This is a genomic window from Acinetobacter sp. UBA5984, assembly GCF_002429925.1.
In the GTDB taxonomy this organism is placed as follows: Bacteria; Pseudomonadota; Gammaproteobacteria; order Pseudomonadales; family Moraxellaceae; genus Acinetobacter; species Acinetobacter variabilis.
Genome location: NZ_DJBE01000054.1, coordinates 1 through 19,606 on the forward strand (window position 1 = coordinate 1; position 19,606 = coordinate 19,606).

A 19,606-nucleotide genomic window follows, 5' to 3' on the forward strand; every position below is an offset into this window, starting at 1 on the left:
TGCAAGACGTTCGAGATCATCGCATTATTTAAGTCTATGCTTTAGAATTTTTAAATCTTTTGACTTTCAAATCACTCGTTTGATTAAATTTTTAATTATTAGAATTTTTCAAGAATCGTATTACATTAAGTGCAAAGTGACTCTATTTTAAAATATGGTTTGAATCCTACTTTAAGATCTCGAGCTGAGATGCTAATATTTATTAAGTTATTTCTAATAGAAGTATACAAATGAAGGGCAAAATAAGCATTCTTATCATAATAATAATTATATTAGCTTTAGCCATTAAGATAGAAAATGACAGGAAAAAACAAAGGATTAATGAGTCGATTCTGAATGACAAAAATACTCGAGTACCTTAACCAAATAGCTGACCTACTCCTTGAACAATAGGCCTCTTGCGAAAGTATCGTTTTNNTGACTAACGCAAGAAGTCTAATCATGATATTAGTTACTACTTTTGATGATTTTTAAGAAGATGTGTAATGTGGGATACCTTAGAGCATTTCAAGACATTAAAAACTATTGAAGTGGGTTAAGCCATTTTTTGCGCCAAAACAATCAAATAAACATCCATTTTTAAGGGAGTTTTAAGGTTAAAAATTTAAATTAATCAAATCTCATCTTAACTGAATCACTTCTATGTCCCCCGATCGTTCACTCTACAAAGGTACTTCCGGAACACAACGTATTTTCAATGCTACTCGTTATTCCGCGACCGGCCTTAAAACAGCCTTCCGAACTGAAGCAGCCTTTCGGCAGATCGTGCTGATTAACCTGATTTTGATTCCTCTTAGTTTTTGGATATCACAGAGTCTAGCTGAGCAAGCACTCATGGTGGCTGTGTGCCTGCTAGCACTGATTGTTGAACTGATTAACTCAGCAATTGAGGCAGTAGTGGATCGTATTTCCATAGAACAGCATGAGTTATCCAAAAATGCTAAGGATATGGGCAGTGCCGCCCAGTTTGTCGCACTCATTTTAATTACCGTAACTTGGGGCATCATTTTAATCGGTCATTCGTTTTGATCTCATTTCTGCTACAACGACAAGAATGGAATATTTAAAATGTCGTCCGAACGATCTCGTTTTTTACTGAATCAAATATTGCTACTGAGTTTCAGTTTTTTGCTTCTCTGGAATTTTTTTGATGTGGGTGGAGTCATTGATTTAAAACTAATCTATCCATTTATCGATGGTCAGGGACAATTTCCCCTCCGGCAAGATTGGGCACTGGCAGAGTTAAATCATCGTTATATCAAAGATCTGTTAATTCTAGTTTATATAGTGCTATTCATTGGTTGGATGGTCGCACTAAAATGGCAATCTTGGCATAAGAGACGTTGGGAATTAGGTTATTTCTTTATAATGGTAGTGCTTACAACTGGGATAATCGGAATTATCAAATCCCAGTCAGTTCATGCCTGTCCTTGGGATATGGTAACACCTACATCTAATGGGTTTTTATGGGATTTCAGTGCTACCGCTGGACATTGTTTTCCTGGTGGACATGCATCTAGTGGTTTTGCATTAATGACAGGCTATTTTGTTTATCGCACTGTAAACCGTCAGCGGGCTTATTTTTTTCTAATCGCTGCAGCGATCTTAGGCTTCGCTATGGGCTGGGCACAAATGATGCGGGGGGCACATTTCCTGAGTCACAACCTGTGGACTGGCTGGGTGATTTGGTGCATTAATATCATTGGTTATGTTTTATTTAGCCACAAAATGCCAGTTGAAAAAAACGCTTCCTTGCTCGCTAGCATCAAACAGCCTTAATACCTAAAAGACAAAAGTCTATCTATTTAGGCTTCGACCAAGGCAAATTTCACTTGTACACACAGACCACCTAAGCTGCTACTTTTTGAAAATTCTAAAGTACCGCCCAAACGTTCAGTTGCTTTATCCACAATTGATAGACCTAAGCCACTACCAATTTCAGCATGGTTATGAACCCGATAGAATCTCTGACGAATTTGGTTAAATTGCGCTGGATCAATCCCTACTCCACTATCTTCTATCTGTAGAATCGCCTGTTGACCTTGCTGCAATATCGATACATTGATCACGCCATGCTCTGGGCTGTATTTAATTGCATTATCAATCAGGTTATAAATAATCGAGTGTAGGGCTGAAGCCTGGCCCTGAATCAACAATTCTTGCTGTTGTTCTACTCCTAAATCAATTTCTTTTTGTAGTGCCAGCTGGATCAACTGCTCAATGCAGGCGACTGTCATTTGATTCAGAGACAGGGATTGTACAGGCTCAGTTAAACCTTCTGTGACATCCTGTTTAGCCAAACTTAACAGTTGATTTACCAGATGTTGCATCCTTAAGATGCCCAGACTCAAATTGTGCAAGGCATCACTTTGTGGAAATTGCTGTAATAAGATCTGTAACTGTAAATTCAAAGCTGTCAATGGTGTACGTAGTTCATGTGCAGAGTCTGCTACAAATTGACGCTGCTCTTGTTGGGCTAAGGAAATACGGCCAAATAGGTAATTCATTTCCTCAATGGTCGGTTCTAGCTCCAAAGGATATTCTTTCATTTCAATTGGTTTTAATTCTTGAGCCTTACGGCTGGCCAATTCTGTTTTAAAATCAATAAGAGGCTGAAAACTTCTCCGAATTACCCAGCTTAAACCGAATATAGCAAAAGGAAGAAATAGTACATAAGGGAGAAACATATTCACTGCGAGCTCCAATGCTAGATCTTGCCGGACATTTTTTTGCTGGCTTACTTGGATCTGTAATTGGTCTCCAGGAATGATATAAGTTAGCCAGGTCCCGTATGGGGTTTGATGTGTATAGAATCCTGCTTTCTTGACCGATGCAACCAAAACATCCTGTGGATGTAATGTAGTATCTGTATAAGACCAAATATCTACAAATAAATCTTCTTCACTATACTGTTTTCCTAAATCAATCTCGCTTTGTAGCGGTTCAGGATGATTTTCTGCAATGCGCTCTGCGAGACTTTGCATCTGTTTGTCCAAGACTTCATTAATTTCTTCAAGTGCAATCCGGTATGCCGCAAAGATTAGTACACAGCCTAATACTACGCTAAACAATGAAATATAAATAATTAGACGTTTTTGCAAGGAATAGCGTTTTTTTATCATGCTTTACCCTAAGCGATATCCTAGTCCACGAATCGTCCGGATAAAGTCTTTCCCTAATTTGGCCCGCAGATGATGAATATAGACTTCCACAGTATTACTACTTACATCACTATCGAAATCATAAAGTTTGTCTTCTAAATCATTTTTAGAAAAAATTTTGTTTGGATACGTTAATAGTGCGGTGAGAATAGACCATTCTCGATTAGATAATTCTATAGCCTGTCCGTTAAATAATGCGATGTGTTGCTCAATATCCAATTCCAAACCACTGTGTAATAACTTCTTATTAGTATCTTTCTCAATATTTATACTTCCACTTCGACGCATTAAAGCGTGAATACGTGCCAGTAGCTCGTCAAATTCATAAGGTTTAATTAAGTAATCATCTGCCCCATCATTCAGTCCATCTACCCGGTTTTGTAGCTGATCTCGAGCAGAAATAATCAGGACAGGTAAACTTGGGAACTTTTGACGGATATTTTTAAGTACCAGCATACCATCCATCATTGGCAAACCCAGATCTAGCAGGACAATATTATAATTTTGCTGTTGTAGCTGTTTTAAGCCATCAATGCCATTGTTGACCCAGTGCACATCAAATTGATGGAGCTTGAGCAATGTTTTAGTTGACTCGGCAATCATGAAGTCATCTTCAATAATCAATATTTTATGCATCTCAAGCTCTGTTCTTTAATGATGATGAGCATTGTGCAAGCATATCATTTTTAGCTTCAATCACTTGCGTTTTTATACCCAGCAAACTCAATAAACTCGGGAACAGATTATCCTGACTGTGCATCTTACCGGTTTGTGCTTTGAGACAGTTGACCTGCTGGGTATTGTACTGTTGCCAATACTCTGAAAACCACATCAACATTGGAACATGGGTCTGTTGCGTTGGTGCTATGCTATAAGGGGCACCGTGCAGATATAGACCATGTTCTCCGGTAGATTCACCATGATCAGACAGATACCAGAAACCAGTTTGATATTGTTTTTGATCCTGCAATGTTTTGATCATCTGAGCAAGGACATAATCTGTATAGACAATAGAATTATCATAGCTATTTTTTAGCTCATCGGCGCTACAGCCCTGAATGGCATTGGTATTACAGGTTGGTTGGAAAGGTTGGTATGGTGATTTGGAGCGTTTGAAATAAGCCGGACCGTGGCTGCCCATTTGGTGCAGAACGATCAACTGTGGTTTTTGATTATTTTTATCGAGATGTGACAAATAATCTTTCAGACTATCTACCAATATTTCATCAAAACATTCACCTTCAGCATCACACCACTTTTGTTTTAGTTGAGTGGGAATTTGATAATTTTGAATCCGGTTACAGGCACCTTTACAGCCAGAATTATTATCAATCCAAGTCACTTGATAACCAGCACGCTGAGCAATATCTAGTAATCCTTCACGATGGCTAGCCAACTGTTCATCATAGTTTTGACGTGTCATCCCTGAAAACATACAAGGTACTGAAACAGCTGTGGCAGTTCCGCAAGAACTGACTTGATTAAAATTTATCACCTGCAGTTTGCTCAGTTCAGGATTTGTATTACGTGCATAGCCATTTAGAGCAAAGCTCTCAGCACGTGCAGTTTCCCCTACTACCAGCACCATCAATTTAGGTTTGCTTTGCATTTGAGTCTGCTGAAGTAGATGTGCATCTTCACCAAAGGTCACCAATGGCAAATTTGCTTTAGGGGCTTTTTTCTTATAATAGGATAATGTAGATGCAATACTGTTTTGTGGGGAGATCATCCCTTTCAGGTCACGATGCTCACGAAAGATGGCAGCATAATCGACATAAAAACAGAATAATAAGCTGAGTATTAATCCGAGTGAAAGTACACTGCTCAAACTTTTATGCAACAATTGACGCCCCAATGATACAGGCTGAATTTTAAGTATCCACACGATAAAGAGTGGGAAAATGACAAATACCAATGTCCAGATAATTAATCGTATTGACCAAAGATCCCGAATTTCACGAACATCAGTTTGTAACATATTCTGGATCTGGTCTGGGGTAATGACTACACCTAGACTATTAACAAAATAAGCACTAAAGCCACCCAGAATGATCAGAATACTGGCTAGTATTTTGGCATTCCACTTCCAGATAAGCCATTGTAATACCAGATAATAAAAGCCAATAACAACCAAGACTGTCGTAGCTAATAGTGCCCATGCTTTGAAATTGCTATGGGGCGTCAGTTGATGAATTTTTTGATAAAAAGAAAAATTCAAAACTAATCCCAACCAAATAGCGAGCATCAGATTAAATCTTGCTAAAGGAATTGGTTTGATTTGAAGAAGGCTTGGAAAAGAAGTCAGTTTAAGCATTTTTTAATTTCGAAGACTTTAATATGCTTTAGCCTAAAATTTGAATCTTAAAAATGACTTAAAATAATCTGAGAACTACAAAAACTCAGACATATTAGACCTCTTGCGAAAGTNNTTTGACTAACGCAAGAAGTCTACTATGTCTGATAAAGAGATTCAAAGTCTTGCAGTTCTGTAAGACGTTTGAGATCATCGTATTACCCAGGTCCGTGCTGCTGAAATCCTGAATCTTTCTACCCGTCAAATTGCCCGGTTATTGCAGAAGCTTAATCAAGATGGGGTTTCAGGTCTGGCGCATGCCAGTCGTGGTCAACCTGGCCATCGTCGCCATGACGTCCTGTTAAAATCGAAATGTCTTTCCATTATTTCTGAACATCTGCTGGGCTTTGGACCTAAATTGGCACATGAGAAGCTCAGCAGCATATTTGACCTGAATATCCCGGTAGAAACAGTTCGTTCGGCGCTGGATGACGCCCAATGACCTGTGGATCGAGATCAGCGCATGAAACGTCCGTACCAGCCACGCTATAACCGTGATTGCTTCGGTGAGCTGATCTAGATTGATGGCTCATACCATGACTGGTTTGAAGGTCGAGCTGTAAAATGCTGCTTGCTGGTTTATATCGATGATGCCGCTGGAAAGCTGTTGCATCTGTGCTTTTGTGAGGCTGAAACGACCTTTGATTACATGCTTTCAACCCGAGCCTACATTGAACAATACGGCAAACCTCTGGACTTTTATAGCGACAAACATTTGGTATTCAGAGTTAAGCAGAAATCCAAGCAGGACAGCCAGATCACGCAATTTAACCGGATTCTGAATGAGTTAAACATTGATATTATCTTTGGCAACTCACCACAGGCTAAAGGTCGCGTAGAACGCGCGAATAGAACCCTTCAAAACCGTTTGATAAAGGAGATACGTCTGGGAAGGCATCAGTTCGATTGCCAAAGCGAATGCCTGGCTACCCTGCTTCATTGAGCAGTTTAATCAGAGAAGTTTGCCAAATGTGCGCGAAACTCAAAGAACCTGCATCAGCCATTAACCGAATCTGATCTTGAACTGGATGATATTTTTACTTGGCGTGAACCCCGTAGAGTCACGAATAGCCTGACCATTACTTATGATAAATGCGTATATCTCCTAGAGAAGAAAGAAGAAAATCAGAGGCTGATCAGTAAATATCTTGAGTTTCTGGAATACCCGGAGGTACTGTAGCCATCATGTGTGATGGTCGAAAGCTCAACTACAGCCTCTTCGATAAATTAAGTCAGCTGAATCAGTGAGAGATTGTTGAGAATAAACGGTTAGGTTCAGTCCTGGCGCATATTTAACATCAACATGAAGAATTAGAAAAACAAAATAAACGTTCTCGTTTCAAGAAAAGTATGCCGAGTCGTAAATCTCAGAAAGCTGTTATTGAACAAAGAAATCTGAATCCTGTGCTTGACTCTTGTGGGGTAAAAAACAGGACATTTTAATTGGTGAATAACATACAAATCTACTGTACACTTTTTTAGCACTCCTTTGACCCTGAAGTAAAGGAAAAAAGCCTAGATTTAAGCATAATAGCTATTTCGTTTCTTAGAAAATCGTTCAAGCTGCTTTAAGAACCCTTCAAAATAGTCTCTCTGTTTTTCATCCGTTCTAAAACCTGCATATAAGGTTCGGCGTAATCCTTCAGGTGAAACACATTCTAGACGTCGTGACGTGACCCAGCCTTTCGCTTCATATTCATTCACTACCCAATCAGGTAGCGCTGCAATACCACGTCCGCTCGCCACAAGCTGAATCAGCATTTGGGTTAAGTCAGTGGTTCGAATGTTTTTAGGTTGAATATTTGCAGGAATAAATAGTTTCGACATGATATCTAAACGATGTTTATCCACTGGATAAGTAATCAGTGTTTCTTCAGCTAACTCTTTAGCGGTAATTTGCTCTACACGTACCAATGGATGGGTTGTTGATAAAACAAGTCGCGATTCATATTCAAATACCGGAAAGTATTCAACACCTTTTAAAGCGATTGGATCTGCTGTAATCAGTAAGTCAAATTCGCCATTTTGCAATAACTCATGTGGATTCGCTTCAAATCCTGATGCGAAGTCTAAATCGACATCTGGATATTGAATACGATACTGATTTAATAGTGGCATAAGCCAATCGAAACAACTATGGCATTCAGAAGAAAATGTGATTCGACCTGTTTGACCATGTAGAATTCTACTGATATCAGCTTGTGCGATTTGTACTTGTGGCAAAATCTCATCTGCTAGTTTTAGTAGACGTTGACCAACATTAGAAAAAGTAATAGGTCGAGTCTTGCGGTTCACGACCTCAACACCCATCCACTGATCAAGCTCACGTAGCTGATGAGATACCGCTGAAGGTGTAATGCAAAGATCGCTCGCAGCTGCGACTAAAGAACCATGTTCTCTTAAAGCTGAAAGCATTCTTAAGTGTTTTAATTCGATCATCTTGGGAGAAACTCAAATCATTGTCCTTGTAAGGATACATTAAAAGCAAAGATTAAAAGCCCACATGAAGCAGGCTATTTAACATGATGAATGATCATTGCGTAATATCAAATGAATCCTTTCACAAGGAAAAAGCATCCAACAATGACCAATAAAACGGCAAAGCATTTCTTCAACATTACTGGCGATAAGGCATGTGCAGCCTTCGCACCAAATTTTGCAGTGATGAAACTCATGATACTGATGCCAATGAAGGCATAAATATGAACATAACCAATAGTATTCGGCACATTGATTTCAGCATTCATGCCAAAAATCATAAATCCTAATGCACCTGCAACCGCAATCGGTAACCCACACGCCGCAGATGTTCCAACAGCCTTCTGCATGACCACACCATAGCGATTCAGATATGGAACTGTCAGACTTCCACCACCAATACCAAAGATTGCTGATGCAACCCCAATCATACTACCTGCAGCAACTTGTTGACCTGATGAGGGTAACGTTTTCGTTGGGTCAATTGCTTTTTTGGCACCTGTAAACATCGTATATGCGACCCAAATCAGAAATAAGCCAACAATGATTTGTAGATGTAATCCTGATATCAAACCAGCAATACCTGCCCCAAAAAAACAACCAATTGCCATAGGTGGCGCTAGATTTTTAAAAACAGGCCAAATCACAGCACCAGTTTTATGATGCGCAATCAATGAGCTAATCGAGGTTACAACAATGGTTGCCAAAGATGTGCCTAATGCGAGGTGCATAACCACATCGGGGTCATAGCCCATTTGGGTAAAGACAATAAAAAGCAGTGGTACAATAATCGTACCACCGCCGACGCCAAACAGCCCTGCCGCAAAACCAGCAAAAGCACCGATGATTAAAAAGGTTATAAGTTCCACAATAGACTAACTTTTAAAAAGATGAAGGAATTAAGGCATTGGGTTAAACGTGTTCCAATTGACCCACTTGATGATAAGCACGGTTAAAATACACCAGACTTTCTTCTTGATCGCTTTGTTGAACTTTAAGAACACGACACATGAAAACACTGTGTGTACCGACTTGCTGAATATCTTGAATCTCACAGTCAAAACTGACCAAGGCATCTTTCAAAATAGGTGAACCAGTTTCCATCGTACTCCAATCACCGAGTTTGAAACGATCTTCTGAGCTGAATTTACTTGAAGCAAAAGCATTTGAAAGCTGTTCATGCTGAGTACTTAGTACGTTTACAGCCAAGACTTTATTTTCAACAAAATGGGCATGTGAACGGGAGGATTGATTCATACAGACTAATAACATTGGCGGTGTATCCGTCACGCTACATACGGCAGATGCAGTAAATCCATGCATACCTGTTTCACCCAAAGTCGTAATAACATTCACTGCTGTGGTGAGTAAAGACATTGCATTTCTAAAGTCTGTTGCTTCAATCATCTCTTTCATCTCAAATGTACATATCACGTGCTCGTGCATAAAGCTGGACAAATGACCTTGCGATGATTTGTTCTGCTTCGCACGAGACTACGTTTGATTAAGCTTCTAGCTCTTTACGAACAATGGCAGCACCTGCGCTTAAAGCTTCAAGTTTGCCACGTGCCACTTGGCGAGATAGCGGTGTCATACCACAGTTAGTTGAAGGATACAGTTTATCTGCATCAACAAATTGCAATGCTTTGCGTAGCGTATTTGCTACTTCCTCTGCAGTTTCCACTTGAGTGGTTGCCACATCAATGGCACCCACCATCACTTTCTTACCACGGATCAATTCGATTAAATCCATTGGTACACGTGAGTTTTGGCATTCAAGTGAAATAATATCGAGCTTAGATTGTTGTAGTTTCGGGAATGACTCTTCGTATTGACGCCATTCATTACCTAAAGTTTGTTTCCAATCTGTATTGGCTTTAATGCCGTAACCATAGCAAATATGAACTGCAGTTTCACATTTTAGACCTTCAAGTGCACGTTCTAAGGTTGGTACACCCCAGTCATTCACTTCATCAAAGAATACGTTAAACGCAGGTTCATCAAATTGAATAATGTCTACGCCTGCTGCTTCAAGTTCTAAAGCTTCTTGGTTCAAAATTTTGGCAAATTCCCAAGCCAGTTTTTCACGGCTCTTGTAGTGTCCGTCAAAAAGTGTATCAATCATGGTCATTGGACCAGGCAACGCCCATTTAATTGGCTGACTGGTTTGGCTGCGTAAAAATTTCGCATCGTCTACAAACACTGCTTTTTTACGAGAAACTTCACCCACAACTGAAGGTACACTTGCATCATAACGATTACGAATACGCATGGTTTCACGCTTTTCGAAATCTACACCTTCAAGATGTTCAATAAACGTGGTTACAAAGTGCTGACGGGTTTGCTCACCATCACTCACGATATCGATACCTGCAGTGACTTGCTCATGTAATGATAATTTCAAAGCATCACGTTTAGCTTCTAATAATTCTTCGCCTTCAAGCTTCCATGCAGACCATAATTTTTCAGGTTCAGCTAACCAAGACGGTTTTGGCAAGCTACCCGCAGTTGAAGTTGGGAGTAAAAGTTTCGGTTGTGTAAGCGCCATGTCTAATCTTCTTTCTCTAAAATTCGTCAGTCTGTGTGTCAATTCGATGTCTTAAGCAGCTGTTTCGACCTTAAAGTTTGCTGCCCATTCATTTAAAATATCTTGATATGGTTTGATGAAGTTTTCTTCTGTCCATTTACCTTGCTTAACCGCTAACTCACCACGTTCAACACGGTCATAAACGATACGTGTCAGTGAGTAATCGCCATAGCTCAAGCTTGGTTGATACTCCACACCTGCCGGAGAGTTGGTGTTGTAAATTTCAGGACGATAAATTTTTTGGAAGCTTTCCATGGTTGCAATCGCGCTGATCAATTCAAAATCAGTATAATCACGAACTAAGTCGCCAGCGAAATAGAATGCTAATGGTGCATTACCACCTTCTGGTTTGAAGTAACGTACACGTAAGCCCATTTTGGCGAAATATTCATCGGTACGTGAATATTCATCATTGGTATATTCCTCACCTAAAATAGGATGTACGTTTGCCGTACGGTAATAGGTTTTAGAGGTTGAAACACTTAAACAAATCACAGGTGGCTTGGTAAATTCTGCCTTAAATACATCTGAATTCACCAAATGTTGATACAATTTACCATGTAGATCTCCAAAATCTTCAGGTTTTTCACCTACACCACAACCCAATTGAGGCAATACTACGCTGAAGTCGTAATCACGCACATAAGATGAGAAGCTATTGCCGATCATGCCTTCAATACGCTCCCCTGTTTTATGGTCAATCACTACACTTTTCAGTGTTTCAATAAATGGAAAGGTTTGGCCATTGCCTTCGATATCAATTTCAGCAGAAATGATGTCGATCTCAAGTGAGTAGCGATCACCTTTCGGGTTATCAACGGTCGCCAAGCTATTAAAACGGTTGTTGATCATCGCAAGGGTACGACGCAAGTTTTCTTCACGGCTTTCTCCACGTGCCAAATTGGCAAAATTTGTGGTTAAACGTGTGCTTTCTGCTGGCGTGTAGTTTTCATCAAAACGGATACGTTTAATTGAACACTCAAATGCTGTACTCATGGAGATTACCACCTAAAAATTTTATAAAAAGCTAAATTTCTGAATGGCTGTATTTAAACGTGAATAAGAAAGTGAGTAAAACGATATAAATTCAGCTTAAGATGAGAAATACTCATCTTAATAAATTAAAGATGCTGAGGATTTTTAGTTATTCAGTAAGCTAAGAGCATATTCTGGTCCAATTGGACACTTAATAGTATATCGTACTGGACATAGATTCTTCTTTTAATTGGATACTCTGATTTTCAGATACTCTTTGTATCTAAAACGAAATTTAAATGAAAAAGTAAAATAAGTCCTATGAAAAAAGCAGTTATTGCACTGAGTTGCTTAAGTATATTTATGACAGGCTGTTCCTCGCTTCTTAATCCAAGTATTCACAATTCACTAAAAGAAGTGAGAACATCGAACTTCCTAAAAAATGAAGATAAAACAAAAACCATTGGTGGGATTGATGCAAACAGTAATGGTGTTCGAGATGATATTGAGGGATACATAAATCTCAAATATGGAAATAACCCAAATTTGTTAGCGTATATATGCAGTATGCAAAAGAATTACGAACAAAGCTGACGTTGGCTAGTGATGATCGTGAAGCCTATAGTAGAGCATCACACAAAGTCAGCAGGCAAATGATTTGTGCTTCGAAAATTGACTATGAAGTTGAGCCTGAAAAAATGTATCGGGACACAATGATCATCTATGCTCTGTCGGTGAATACTAAGCAGCGCAAGGCTGAAAGTAATCGTATTAGCTCATTGGTGAGTGGCATGGTCTTCATATTGCCAACTGAGGAACATTGCAAAAATTAACGATTTATTAAAATGTCCAAGTTAAAGAAGAATGGGTGTCCAAATACTTATTGATTTTGCAAGCTAAGCGGCTATCTAAAATCTTTATCTGAAATTGGTAATGTTTTTTGCAACTCTACCAAAGATAATAAATCTCCAACTATCAAGTATGTGTAAATAACATAACGATCAGCTTTTTGCCTAGAAATAATAATATTATGAGAACCTTTCTGAGCAGCTTTGAAAATAGCATCTAACCGTTCACCCAAATATTTCATCTGTGAACCAACGATTTCCTCAAATCTTTTAGAGTCTGACTGCTCATCAACATATGTAATAATTCGATTTAAATAATTATCCACACCTAATTTAATAATTTTAGTTTTACCATTATCTAAATTAATAGTCTTATCCTCTCTAGCAGGATAAATCACATCAGCAGTATCTTGTAATATTCGCCTACAACTATGAACGGCATTTGACCAATCCTCTGAATTTTCGGACGTTAAATTCTCATAAACAGATGCAAATTTTTGTGCTGATAATGGTACTTTGGTAATCGAATTCATTTAGCAATCTTGCCAATCTACTCGCCTTTAATGCGCAATTAGATAAAGAAGAGGTACTTAACTCAATATTACTAATAATTTCTTCACTTAATTTTAAAGCTTCATTCAATGACTCTTGATTAACTTGCAATGTTCTGATTCCAAAGCATTATTGTAGTTATTCTCTTATATACTTTAGTTCTTATTAAATTTCAATTAGTGAATTTCTTTCATCTTAACCTTAGAAAATATCAGTATATCAAATCCTTACTATCTAATTAAATCGTTAAAATATAGGGTTTAGATTTAAACCCATATAACTATGTCAAACAAACTTGAACGTCAGAAATTGACTCTCCCAGCAGGTCACGACAAGCTTCTGCTTCACTCCTGCTGTGCACCATGCTCGGGTGAAGTGATGGAAACCCTAATTGAATCAGGCATCGACTTTTCGATCTTTTTTTATAATCCCAATATTCACCCTGTCAAGGAATATGAAATCCGTAAGGAAGAAAATATTCGCTTTGCAGAAAAACATAATATTCCTTTTATTGACTGTGATTACGATACAGACAATTGGTTTGCACGTGCCAAAGGCATGGAAAATGAGCCAGAGAAAGGTATTCGCTGTACCATGTGTTTTGATATGCGCTTTGAACGGACTGCCCTTTATGCAGCTGAAAATGGCTTCAGCCTAATTAGTAGCTCATTGGGTATTTCTCGTTGGAAAGATATGAAGCAGATCAATGATTGTGGGCATCGTTCTGCTTCACATTATGAAGGTATCACCTATTGGGACTACAACTGGCGTAAAAATGGTGGTGCTGTTCGTATGCTTGAAATCAGCAAAAAGGAAGAATTCTACCAACAAGAATATTGTGGCTGTGTATACTCCTTACGTGATACCAACCGTTGGCGTATGAGCCAAGGTCGTGATCGCATCAAATTGGGCGTGAAATTTTATTCGAATGCCATGGATGATGAAAGCTAAGCTTCGGTCGCCAGATACCAATTTTTCCAGGAACTGGTTCCACGGACTTCAATGGGTACAGTTGGAATCAGTTTTTCTTTTAGAACGTCAGTCTGTCCCACGGCTTTGGCAAGTCGGGCTTTCACAGAATGAATGCATTCACGATCTCCAAACTCACAGCGATCCAATGTCGTACCACCACAAGGACCATTCGCCAATCCTTTGGGGCAAGTTTCAGGGCAAATATATAAAGTATCTCCTAACCTACATTGACCACAACTTTCACAACCCACGACCCCTTGCTTAGAGATAAATTCAGTTTTTAACAATGCTTTTGCTGCAGGCGTATTTTCCCAGAGTGAGGCTTTAAAAATAAAATGCCCCACACCTTTGGCAATTTTGGACTCAAATAGAGCCTTGTGCATGAAATGCAATTGCTGATATTTAATAAGCTGGCTAGAGGATGGTTGGCGGGAATAATAAGCTAATTGTGGCACGAGTTCCTTTTTAGTCTCCACTTGCCACAGTGCATTCCAGAGTGCTTCGAGTTCCTGTAAACCATAATGTCGATATTGTTCAATATATTTTTCTAAAAGCTTTTGCTCTTCAGGCTTATGGCATGCTGAAAGATGCACACCTGCAAAACCCAAATACTTACACATCAATATTTGTATAGCACAACGTTTATAAGCATTCTCAGTTCGTCCATCCTGTTCTTCCTGAGCCAACACTCGTAACATGTGTGGTGTAATCACAATTCCTGCGATCTTATGTTTCACCATAAAATTGGCACGTGCCAAACTAAGTGGCATAACACAAGCAAGTATATTTTGTGGGTATCGATGACGATTTAAAAAAGCCTTGGCTTGTTTTAAAGCCTCCATATCGTAACCCAACTGGGTAACGATAAAGTCTGCTCCTGCTTTAATCTTTTTGTGAAGTTTTAAATATTGTGCATCACGTTCAGCTTCAGCATATTTAAAGGGATTAAAAGCTACACCAATATGAAATCCACCATAACACTTTGCGGCCATGACCGCATTTACAGACTCTAAATATCGGGTGCGATTCGTTCCATCTTGACCATTTGTATGCCCTTTTAACTTATCACCTGTGAGAAGCAGTAAATTTCTTTGTCCCGAAGCTTGAGTTAATTTTAAGAAGGTCTCAAAATCAGTAATATCCCGACCTTTCCCTGAATAATGGATGATTTTTTCCACTGATGAAGGAAATGTCTTCGCACATTCAAGTGGTGGCAAATCACTATCGGCATGCACTCGATCTGCCAAAGTGATCGCACATGGAAATTCTGCTAAAGACATTGGTACGGCAATGCCCTTAGCAGAACTTAAATATTCCAACAAAATACAAAACTGATTGTGCTTAAAATGGGAAGCAAGCTGTGACATAAAATAAAGTTCAAATAAAAATGATTAAAGCAGGTCGCAATTATATTCGACCTAATAGAATCAGCCCGATTAATCTTAAATAGGCTGATATAGAAAATTTTAGTCAATAATTATGCAATGAATCTATTCACTACATTCAATCAGGCAACTTTCTCATTAGATTCTCGCTCTAATGTGAAATGAAATGCCTATTTTTCAAGAATATTTTGATACGACTTAATGAAGTTCTCTTCTATCCATTTACCTTGCTTAAGATTCAATTGAACACGTTCAACACCTTCATAAACTTTACGAGTTAAGAGAAATCATCATTGTGAACAGACTATTTCTCTAAGTTGATTCATCACAACATGTAATTTATAGCCATAGAACCGGCCCATTGAGCTTTTACCACGAGATGCAATTTTAGATAATGATTTATGGCGGTGAATAGGTTTGTGCAACAAAGCCTATTCTAATTAAAACTTGGATTTCATAACCATTAATTTACAGTACAACTATCAATAAAATCGCCCCACCATTGCATCATTTCCATACGCTGATTAAAATATTCTGCATGATTATAACTTGCACGGGTTTTATTTTTATCAGTATGAGATAGCTGTGCTTCAATCCAATTTGATTGAAATAAACCGGATTCATTTAATATGGTACTAAATGTTGAGCGCAAACCATGAGATGATAGTTCATTTTTAGTATATCCCATCTTTCTAATAATTAAGTTCAGGGTATTAAAATGAATAGGTTTATTATTGTTTCGGGGGCTAGAAAACACATATTTTTCGCCATGAGACCAAACGAGTGCTGATTTTACAACTTCAAGTGCTTGATCAGATAGTGGAACTAAAAATTCAGGAATATCATGACCTAAAATAACTTTTCTTCTATATTGTTTAATATGTAAGGCTGGTATTTTCCATATTTTTTTATCCAGATCGAAATGATGCGGTTCACAAAGCAGTAATTCTCCACCTCGTACGCCTGTATATAACTTAAATAATAGGGCTTTTTTAATAATAGGATCTGTATTAACCTGCTTTAATCTAGCTAAAAAGCTAGATAGTTCATCTGAGTTTAAATACGGATAATTTTTTTTAATTTTATTATTGATTAATATTTTATGAAGACCATGGGCAATATTATATTCACAATAACCCATTGCTACAGCATAATCATAAATCTGATTTAAATAACTATAGGCTTTCTTTACAGGTTCTTTTACATTTCTAGATTCTATATTTTTAATAATCTTAACTAGATCATATCTTTTAATTTCAATAAATGGCATTAGTCCAATATTTGGATAAACATCCTGATCTAAACATTTTTTTGCGAGCTGAATTACACCGCATCGTGGTTCATCTTCAAAGGAATTTTTAATTTTAAATTCTAACCACTCTTCACAAATATCCTGAAAAGTTTTGATGTATTTTTTATGCGGTGGTTTATTTTCATAATTATTAAATTTATATTCATCCCGGACTGATCTAGCCTCTTTCAAGGATATTACAGGATATTCACCCAACTTGATGCGAGGACGTTTATTTGTCCCTGCAAGTGAATAGCGGTAACTCCAAGATTTACGTCCATTTGGTTCTACCTTCAAACTTAAGCCGTCATCATCTGCCAGAAAATAGATTTTTTCCTTTGGTTTAGCTTGACGTACCTTAATTTCAGTAAGACTCATGAATTTTTAACCTAACCACAAATGGCACTGCTCAATTCAATTATAGCAAATTTAAGCGATATTCATATGATGCGTATCATACGCATCACATATTTTTATAAGTAATTGTTAAATAAAATTTATATTTAGATTGGTTATTCCCTAGTAACCAATTAATTAACCATTAATTTTGCAAGTCTTAAATTGGCATTTGAAGTGCAACCCCATGTTATGACTATTCACATTTCTGCTCCATGATTCCTGGTTACTTATTAGTAATGTTATTATGTCAGGAGCGATACAAGAATTAGGGTAACCTTATTATGGAAATAGCGAATACGAAATTACTAGCTGGCGCTTTGATAGCCCTAACTTTAACTATAGTTAGCCCTGTCGTACTTGCAAATGATAACAATGATATACGAAAGACTATTGTAGTTAAGTTTGCTAAAAAAGCTTACTCTGCAAATTATTATGGAAGGATAGATGGATACAAGTATGATTCCTACAAATTTTATGCTAAAAAAGGGCAAAAGTTAAAAGTGAAGTTGACTGGAGGAAATGTTGAAGCTTACTTATGGGGTAATCAATTAAAAGACTCCATCAATCTTGGAGAATATTCTCCAGAGCTTGATGATAATGGTATTTATATTTTACCTGCTTCAGGTGAGTATGAAATTAGAGTATTACAACCTAGATCACAGGCAAGAAAAGATAAAAAACCTCAATACTGGATGAGTATTGACATTAAATAAAGACTTGCTAGATTTTTTTAAGCTTTTATACCAGGGTTCAAAAACTATTGCCAGTTAAACGGGGCGTGATTTTTATTCATATGTTTTTATATTAGTAAAAATGATATAGATACGTAATTCATGGAGATCGTTTCAATTTAGCAATTTCTAAATACATTTTGTCATTGGCATGTTGAATCCGTTCATTTGAGGGGTCGTATTGCTTCTGGACTTCACCTAAGAAAGGAGTTTCTTCACATAATTCAAAGTACCTTTCCATCGGTGTTTTATCTTTCAAAGCTGAATGTGGTCTCATCCAGTTATAGTAATGCTGCCATTCTGCCAGTTTGCTCTGAATTTCCTCTGAATCGATATCTACAGTAGCGTAGAACTCAGATTCATCAGTCTTTTGTGAGCGCTACCTTGCCATTCAGATAAGGTGAACCCGGTTTATTCGGCCTAAATTTGATCCCATACTGCATCATTTTTTCTGTACTTTTTCAGCAAAAAATTCTCGTCCACGATCGGTCCGTATTCGCTGTATGGGAAAAGGCATTTCTTCAATTACACAGTTAAAAAGTCGAGTGTATTCGCAGCTGTTCGGCGTTTATATATCCTTAAAACGCGATATCGTGTGCAGTCATCGATAGATGTGTACTGATATATCCAGCACCCAGTTTACAGGTATCCATTTGAATTCTATCGCCTGGTAATGGACGTTCATAACAAATGTAATCTACTTTACGACGGAATTTTTTAATCGGTTTGACTTAATGGGTGGATAGTACTTTATGGATAGTCGCCAAGGACAACGAGACTCCGTGCAGCTCATTAATTCGGTTTGCAAACGTCGAGCACCAAGATTTCTAGCTGAGCGCATTTCCAATATTAAAGCTTCTAGCTCAGCATTGATTTTAGTATTTGGCGATTTTAAGGGACATTTACTATGACTACTTAATCCATCTACTATGACTACTTAATCCATCAATACCTTGTTCAGAATATCGTTTCCACCACTTGCGTAAAGTTGGTCTAGAAATGCCACATCTCCGACAAACCAGGCCAGCATTATTGGTCTCTTCAAATAATTTAACCCATACGAGTCTTTGTTGAATTTCTCTGGTCATAGACACCCATTATATTGAAGTGATGTCTATGAATCACACAGATTATCATAAGACTTTTGCAACTGTCGCACCTCATGTTTGAATTCACCCATTAACAGAGTGCGAATTAGTCCTTGATTATGTTTGACCACATTTCAAGGAATAGTGTCCAACTTTCGGTATGCAGATTATGGTGTAGGGTTCTCTTAAAGTTTAAACCTTATTATTTTACTTCAGTAATGCTGATTGGCTGGTCTTTTACAAATTCAACAACCCCTTCACCACGTTTAAAGTGAATTGAAACTCCATTATTATTAGCTAAACGAATACCACTACCAGCAACTGTTTGCTTTAAACGATATACCATGCCTGAGTTATCAGTCATTAAAGCAGTTTCAAAGTTATCCGATGATTTCAGAAAAATTAATAAACCATTTGGACCAGAAAATTTAAGGACCTGCGTATCAGCTGAAGTATTTCTTGTAGCCTTATCTTGTAAAGTTTCAGTCTTTGAACTCGAAGTACACCCAGTCATTGCTAAAACTAACAAAGTTAAACTTAAAAAATATTTCATTTAAATACCTTTTTCATCTGTAAATCATAGGTATATTTATACTAATTGTTATAATTTAATAATAAAACAGATATTACTTTTTTTTACATAAAAAAGCCATAAATCGCATTTTGAACCTCACCGGATTTATCAGAGATTTTTTTATTTAAGTTAGGCCACCTGATCTAACGGGTTAATCTTATCATAGTACATTGCTTCAAACTCAAAAGGTGATACATAACCCAGTGCACTGT

The 19,606-nt window shown here is 37.7% G+C and carries 17 protein-coding genes and 4 pseudogenes; 6 read left to right on the plus strand and 15 right to left on the minus strand.

What is annotated here, in order from left to right; translation table 11 throughout:
• Nucleotides 1-642 precede the first annotated feature (642 nt).
• Entirely contained in the window at nt 643-1,029 is a 387-nt protein-coding gene (locus B3J29_RS09160) for a diacylglycerol kinase (protein ID WP_004780021.1), read from the plus strand.
• 39 nt (nt 1,030-1,068) lie between these two features.
• Nucleotides 1,069-1,779 carry a phosphatase PAP2 family protein gene (locus B3J29_RS09165; RefSeq protein ID WP_004780023.1) on the plus strand — a complete coding sequence of 237 codons (711 nt, stop codon included), beginning with the start codon at nt 1,069-1,071 and terminating at the stop codon, nt 1,777-1,779.
• Between the two features lie 26 nt (nt 1,780-1,805).
• Here the strand turns inward: B3J29_RS09165 and B3J29_RS09170 are convergent, their stop codons facing one another.
• Genes B3J29_RS09170 through B3J29_RS09180 form a run of 3 tightly spaced genes read right to left on the minus strand, consistent with a single transcriptional unit; the run spans nt 1,806 to nt 5,475 of the window.
• Nucleotides 1,806-3,122 (minus strand): ATP-binding protein, encoded by a 1,317-nt coding sequence (locus B3J29_RS09170; protein WP_004812165.1) that lies wholly within the window; start codon nt 3,120-3,122, stop codon nt 1,806-1,808.
• Between the two features lie 3 nt (nt 3,123-3,125).
• A complete protein-coding gene (locus B3J29_RS09175) occupies nt 3,126-3,797 on the minus strand; it encodes a response regulator transcription factor (RefSeq protein ID WP_004780026.1) in 672 nt (223 codons plus the stop codon).
• Between the two features lies 1 nt (nt 3,798).
• Nucleotides 3,799-5,475: a phosphoethanolamine transferase gene (locus B3J29_RS09180; RefSeq protein ID WP_004812162.1), complete on the minus strand. Its 1,677-nt coding sequence runs from the start codon at nt 5,473-5,475 to the stop codon at nt 3,799-3,801.
• A 196-nt stretch (nt 5,476-5,671) separates the two neighbouring features.
• On the opposite strand from B3J29_RS09180, the pseudogene B3J29_RS09185 reads away from it, so the two are divergent.
• A pseudogene (locus B3J29_RS09185) lies at nt 5,672-6,957 on the plus strand (ISNCY family transposase).
• Between the two features lie 78 nt (nt 6,958-7,035).
• Here B3J29_RS09185 and B3J29_RS09190 read toward each other — a convergent pair.
• From B3J29_RS09190 to B3J29_RS09210, 5 genes are all read right to left on the minus strand, one after another.
• Nucleotides 7,036-7,953: a LysR family transcriptional regulator gene (locus tag B3J29_RS09190; RefSeq protein ID WP_004780028.1), complete on the minus strand. Its 918-nt coding sequence runs from the start codon at nt 7,951-7,953 to the stop codon at nt 7,036-7,038.
• Nucleotides 7,954-8,060: 107 nt separating this feature from the next.
• The gene (locus B3J29_RS09195) at nt 8,061-8,861 is read right to left on the minus strand and encodes a sulfite exporter TauE/SafE family protein (protein WP_004780030.1); all 801 of its coding nucleotides are present in this window, start codon (nt 8,859-8,861) and stop codon (nt 8,061-8,063) included.
• Nucleotides 8,862-8,904: 43 nt separating this feature from the next.
• Complete coding sequence (locus B3J29_RS09200; RefSeq protein ID WP_004780032.1) at nt 8,905-9,399, minus strand: flavin reductase family protein; 495 nt, start codon at nt 9,397-9,399, stop codon at nt 8,905-8,907.
• A 97-nt stretch (nt 9,400-9,496) separates the two neighbouring features.
• The gene (locus B3J29_RS09205) at nt 9,497-10,540 is read right to left on the minus strand and encodes a methionine synthase (protein ID WP_004281804.1); all 1,044 of its coding nucleotides are present in this window, start codon (nt 10,538-10,540) and stop codon (nt 9,497-9,499) included.
• Nucleotides 10,541-10,591: 51 nt separating this feature from the next.
• Nucleotides 10,592-11,575 carry a putative oxygenase MesX gene (locus tag B3J29_RS09210; RefSeq protein WP_004647848.1) on the minus strand — a complete coding sequence of 328 codons (984 nt, stop codon included), beginning with the start codon at nt 11,573-11,575 and terminating at the stop codon, nt 10,592-10,594.
• A gap of 539 nt (nt 11,576-12,114) precedes the next feature.
• Here B3J29_RS09210 and B3J29_RS09215 point away from each other — a divergent pair.
• Nucleotides 12,115-12,387 (plus strand): hypothetical protein, encoded by a 273-nt coding sequence (locus B3J29_RS09215; RefSeq protein WP_004780037.1) that lies wholly within the window; start codon nt 12,115-12,117, stop codon nt 12,385-12,387.
• 71 nt (nt 12,388-12,458) lie between these two features.
• Here the strand turns inward: B3J29_RS09215 and B3J29_RS09220 are convergent, their stop codons facing one another.
• Entirely contained in the window at nt 12,459-12,935 is a 477-nt protein-coding gene (locus tag B3J29_RS09220; RefSeq protein ID WP_004780038.1) for a hypothetical protein, read from the minus strand.
• A 301-nt stretch (nt 12,936-13,236) separates the two neighbouring features.
• Between B3J29_RS09220 and B3J29_RS09225 the strand changes: the two genes are divergently transcribed.
• Nucleotides 13,237-13,905: an epoxyqueuosine reductase QueH gene (locus B3J29_RS09225; RefSeq protein ID WP_004647714.1), complete on the plus strand. Its 669-nt coding sequence runs from the start codon at nt 13,237-13,239 to the stop codon at nt 13,903-13,905.
• Here B3J29_RS09225 and B3J29_RS09230 read toward each other — a convergent pair.
• The 4 genes and pseudogenes from B3J29_RS09230 to B3J29_RS09245 form a co-directional block, all read right to left on the minus strand.
• Nucleotides 13,902-15,293 (minus strand): methylenetetrahydrofolate reductase C-terminal domain-containing protein, encoded by a 1,392-nt coding sequence (locus B3J29_RS09230; protein ID WP_004780039.1) that lies wholly within the window; start codon nt 15,291-15,293, stop codon nt 13,902-13,904. The genes B3J29_RS09225 and B3J29_RS09230 overlap by 4 nt on opposite strands.
• Before the next feature lie 188 nt (nt 15,294-15,481).
• Nucleotides 15,482-15,583: pseudogene (locus B3J29_RS09235) on the minus strand (putative oxygenase MesX); the annotation flags it as partial.
• A 24-nt stretch (nt 15,584-15,607) separates the two neighbouring features.
• Nucleotides 15,608-15,724, minus strand: a pseudogene (locus B3J29_RS09240) (transposase); the annotation flags it as partial.
• A 50-nt stretch (nt 15,725-15,774) separates the two neighbouring features.
• Nucleotides 15,775-16,980 carry a tyrosine-type recombinase/integrase gene (locus B3J29_RS09245; RefSeq protein ID WP_004812156.1) on the minus strand — a complete coding sequence of 402 codons (1,206 nt, stop codon included), beginning with the start codon at nt 16,978-16,980 and terminating at the stop codon, nt 15,775-15,777.
• 302 nt (nt 16,981-17,282) lie between these two features.
• On the opposite strand from B3J29_RS09245, the gene B3J29_RS09250 reads away from it, so the two are divergent.
• Nucleotides 17,283-17,714 (plus strand): PPC domain-containing protein, encoded by a 432-nt coding sequence (locus B3J29_RS09250; RefSeq protein WP_004780041.1) that lies wholly within the window; start codon nt 17,283-17,285, stop codon nt 17,712-17,714.
• Between the two features lie 118 nt (nt 17,715-17,832).
• On the opposite strand, the pseudogene B3J29_RS09255 reads toward B3J29_RS09250, so the two are convergent.
• Together B3J29_RS09255 and B3J29_RS09260 are read right to left on the minus strand one after the other, a co-directional pair.
• Nucleotides 17,833-18,820, minus strand: a pseudogene (locus B3J29_RS09255) (IS481 family transposase).
• A 202-nt stretch (nt 18,821-19,022) separates the two neighbouring features.
• The gene (locus tag B3J29_RS09260; RefSeq protein WP_004780042.1) at nt 19,023-19,373 is read right to left on the minus strand and encodes a hypothetical protein; all 351 of its coding nucleotides are present in this window, start codon (nt 19,371-19,373) and stop codon (nt 19,023-19,025) included.
• Nucleotides 19,374-19,606: the final 233 nt, after the last annotated feature.

Bases quoted from the DNA above. Each gene is read 5' to 3' on its own strand.
- B3J29_RS09170 (WP_004812165.1), bottom strand. From the start codon at position 3,122: ATGATAAAAAAACGCTATTCCTTGCAAAAACGTCTAATTATTTATATT.
- B3J29_RS09200 (WP_004780032.1), bottom strand. From the start codon at position 9,399: ATGATTGAAGCAACAGACTTTAGAAATGCAATGTCTTTACTCACCACA.
- B3J29_RS09175 (WP_004780026.1), bottom strand. From the start codon at position 3,797: ATGCATAAAATATTGATTATTGAAGATGACTTCATGATTGCCGAGTCA.
- B3J29_RS09180 (WP_004812162.1), bottom strand. From the start codon at position 5,475: ATGCTTAAACTGACTTCTTTTCCAAGCCTTCTTCAAATCAAACCAATT.
- B3J29_RS09225 (WP_004647714.1), top strand. From the start codon at position 13,237: ATGTCAAACAAACTTGAACGTCAGAAATTGACTCTCCCAGCAGGTCAC.
- B3J29_RS09230 (WP_004780039.1), bottom strand. From the start codon at position 15,293: ATGTCACAGCTTGCTTCCCATTTTAAGCACAATCAGTTTTGTATTTTG.
- B3J29_RS09190 (WP_004780028.1), bottom strand. From the start codon at position 7,953: ATGATCGAATTAAAACACTTAAGAATGCTTTCAGCTTTAAGAGAACAT.
- B3J29_RS09250 (WP_004780041.1), top strand. From the start codon at position 17,283: ATGGAAATAGCGAATACGAAATTACTAGCTGGCGCTTTGATAGCCCTA.
- B3J29_RS09245 (WP_004812156.1), bottom strand. From the start codon at position 16,980: ATGAGTCTTACTGAAATTAAGGTACGTCAAGCTAAACCAAAGGAAAAA.
- B3J29_RS09215 (WP_004780037.1), top strand. From the start codon at position 12,115: ATGCAGTATGCAAAAGAATTACGAACAAAGCTGACGTTGGCTAGTGAT.
- B3J29_RS09260 (WP_004780042.1), bottom strand. From the start codon at position 19,373: ATGAAATATTTTTTAAGTTTAACTTTGTTAGTTTTAGCAATGACTGGG.
- B3J29_RS09210 (WP_004647848.1), bottom strand. From the start codon at position 11,575: ATGAGTACAGCATTTGAGTGTTCAATTAAACGTATCCGTTTTGATGAA.
- B3J29_RS09205 (WP_004281804.1), bottom strand. From the start codon at position 10,540: ATGGCGCTTACACAACCGAAACTTTTACTCCCAACTTCAACTGCGGGT.
- B3J29_RS09165 (WP_004780023.1), top strand. From the start codon at position 1,069: ATGTCGTCCGAACGATCTCGTTTTTTACTGAATCAAATATTGCTACTG.
- B3J29_RS09160 (WP_004780021.1), top strand. From the start codon at position 643: ATGTCCCCCGATCGTTCACTCTACAAAGGTACTTCCGGAACACAACGT.
- B3J29_RS09220 (WP_004780038.1), bottom strand. From the start codon at position 12,935: ATGAATTCGATTACCAAAGTACCATTATCAGCACAAAAATTTGCATCT.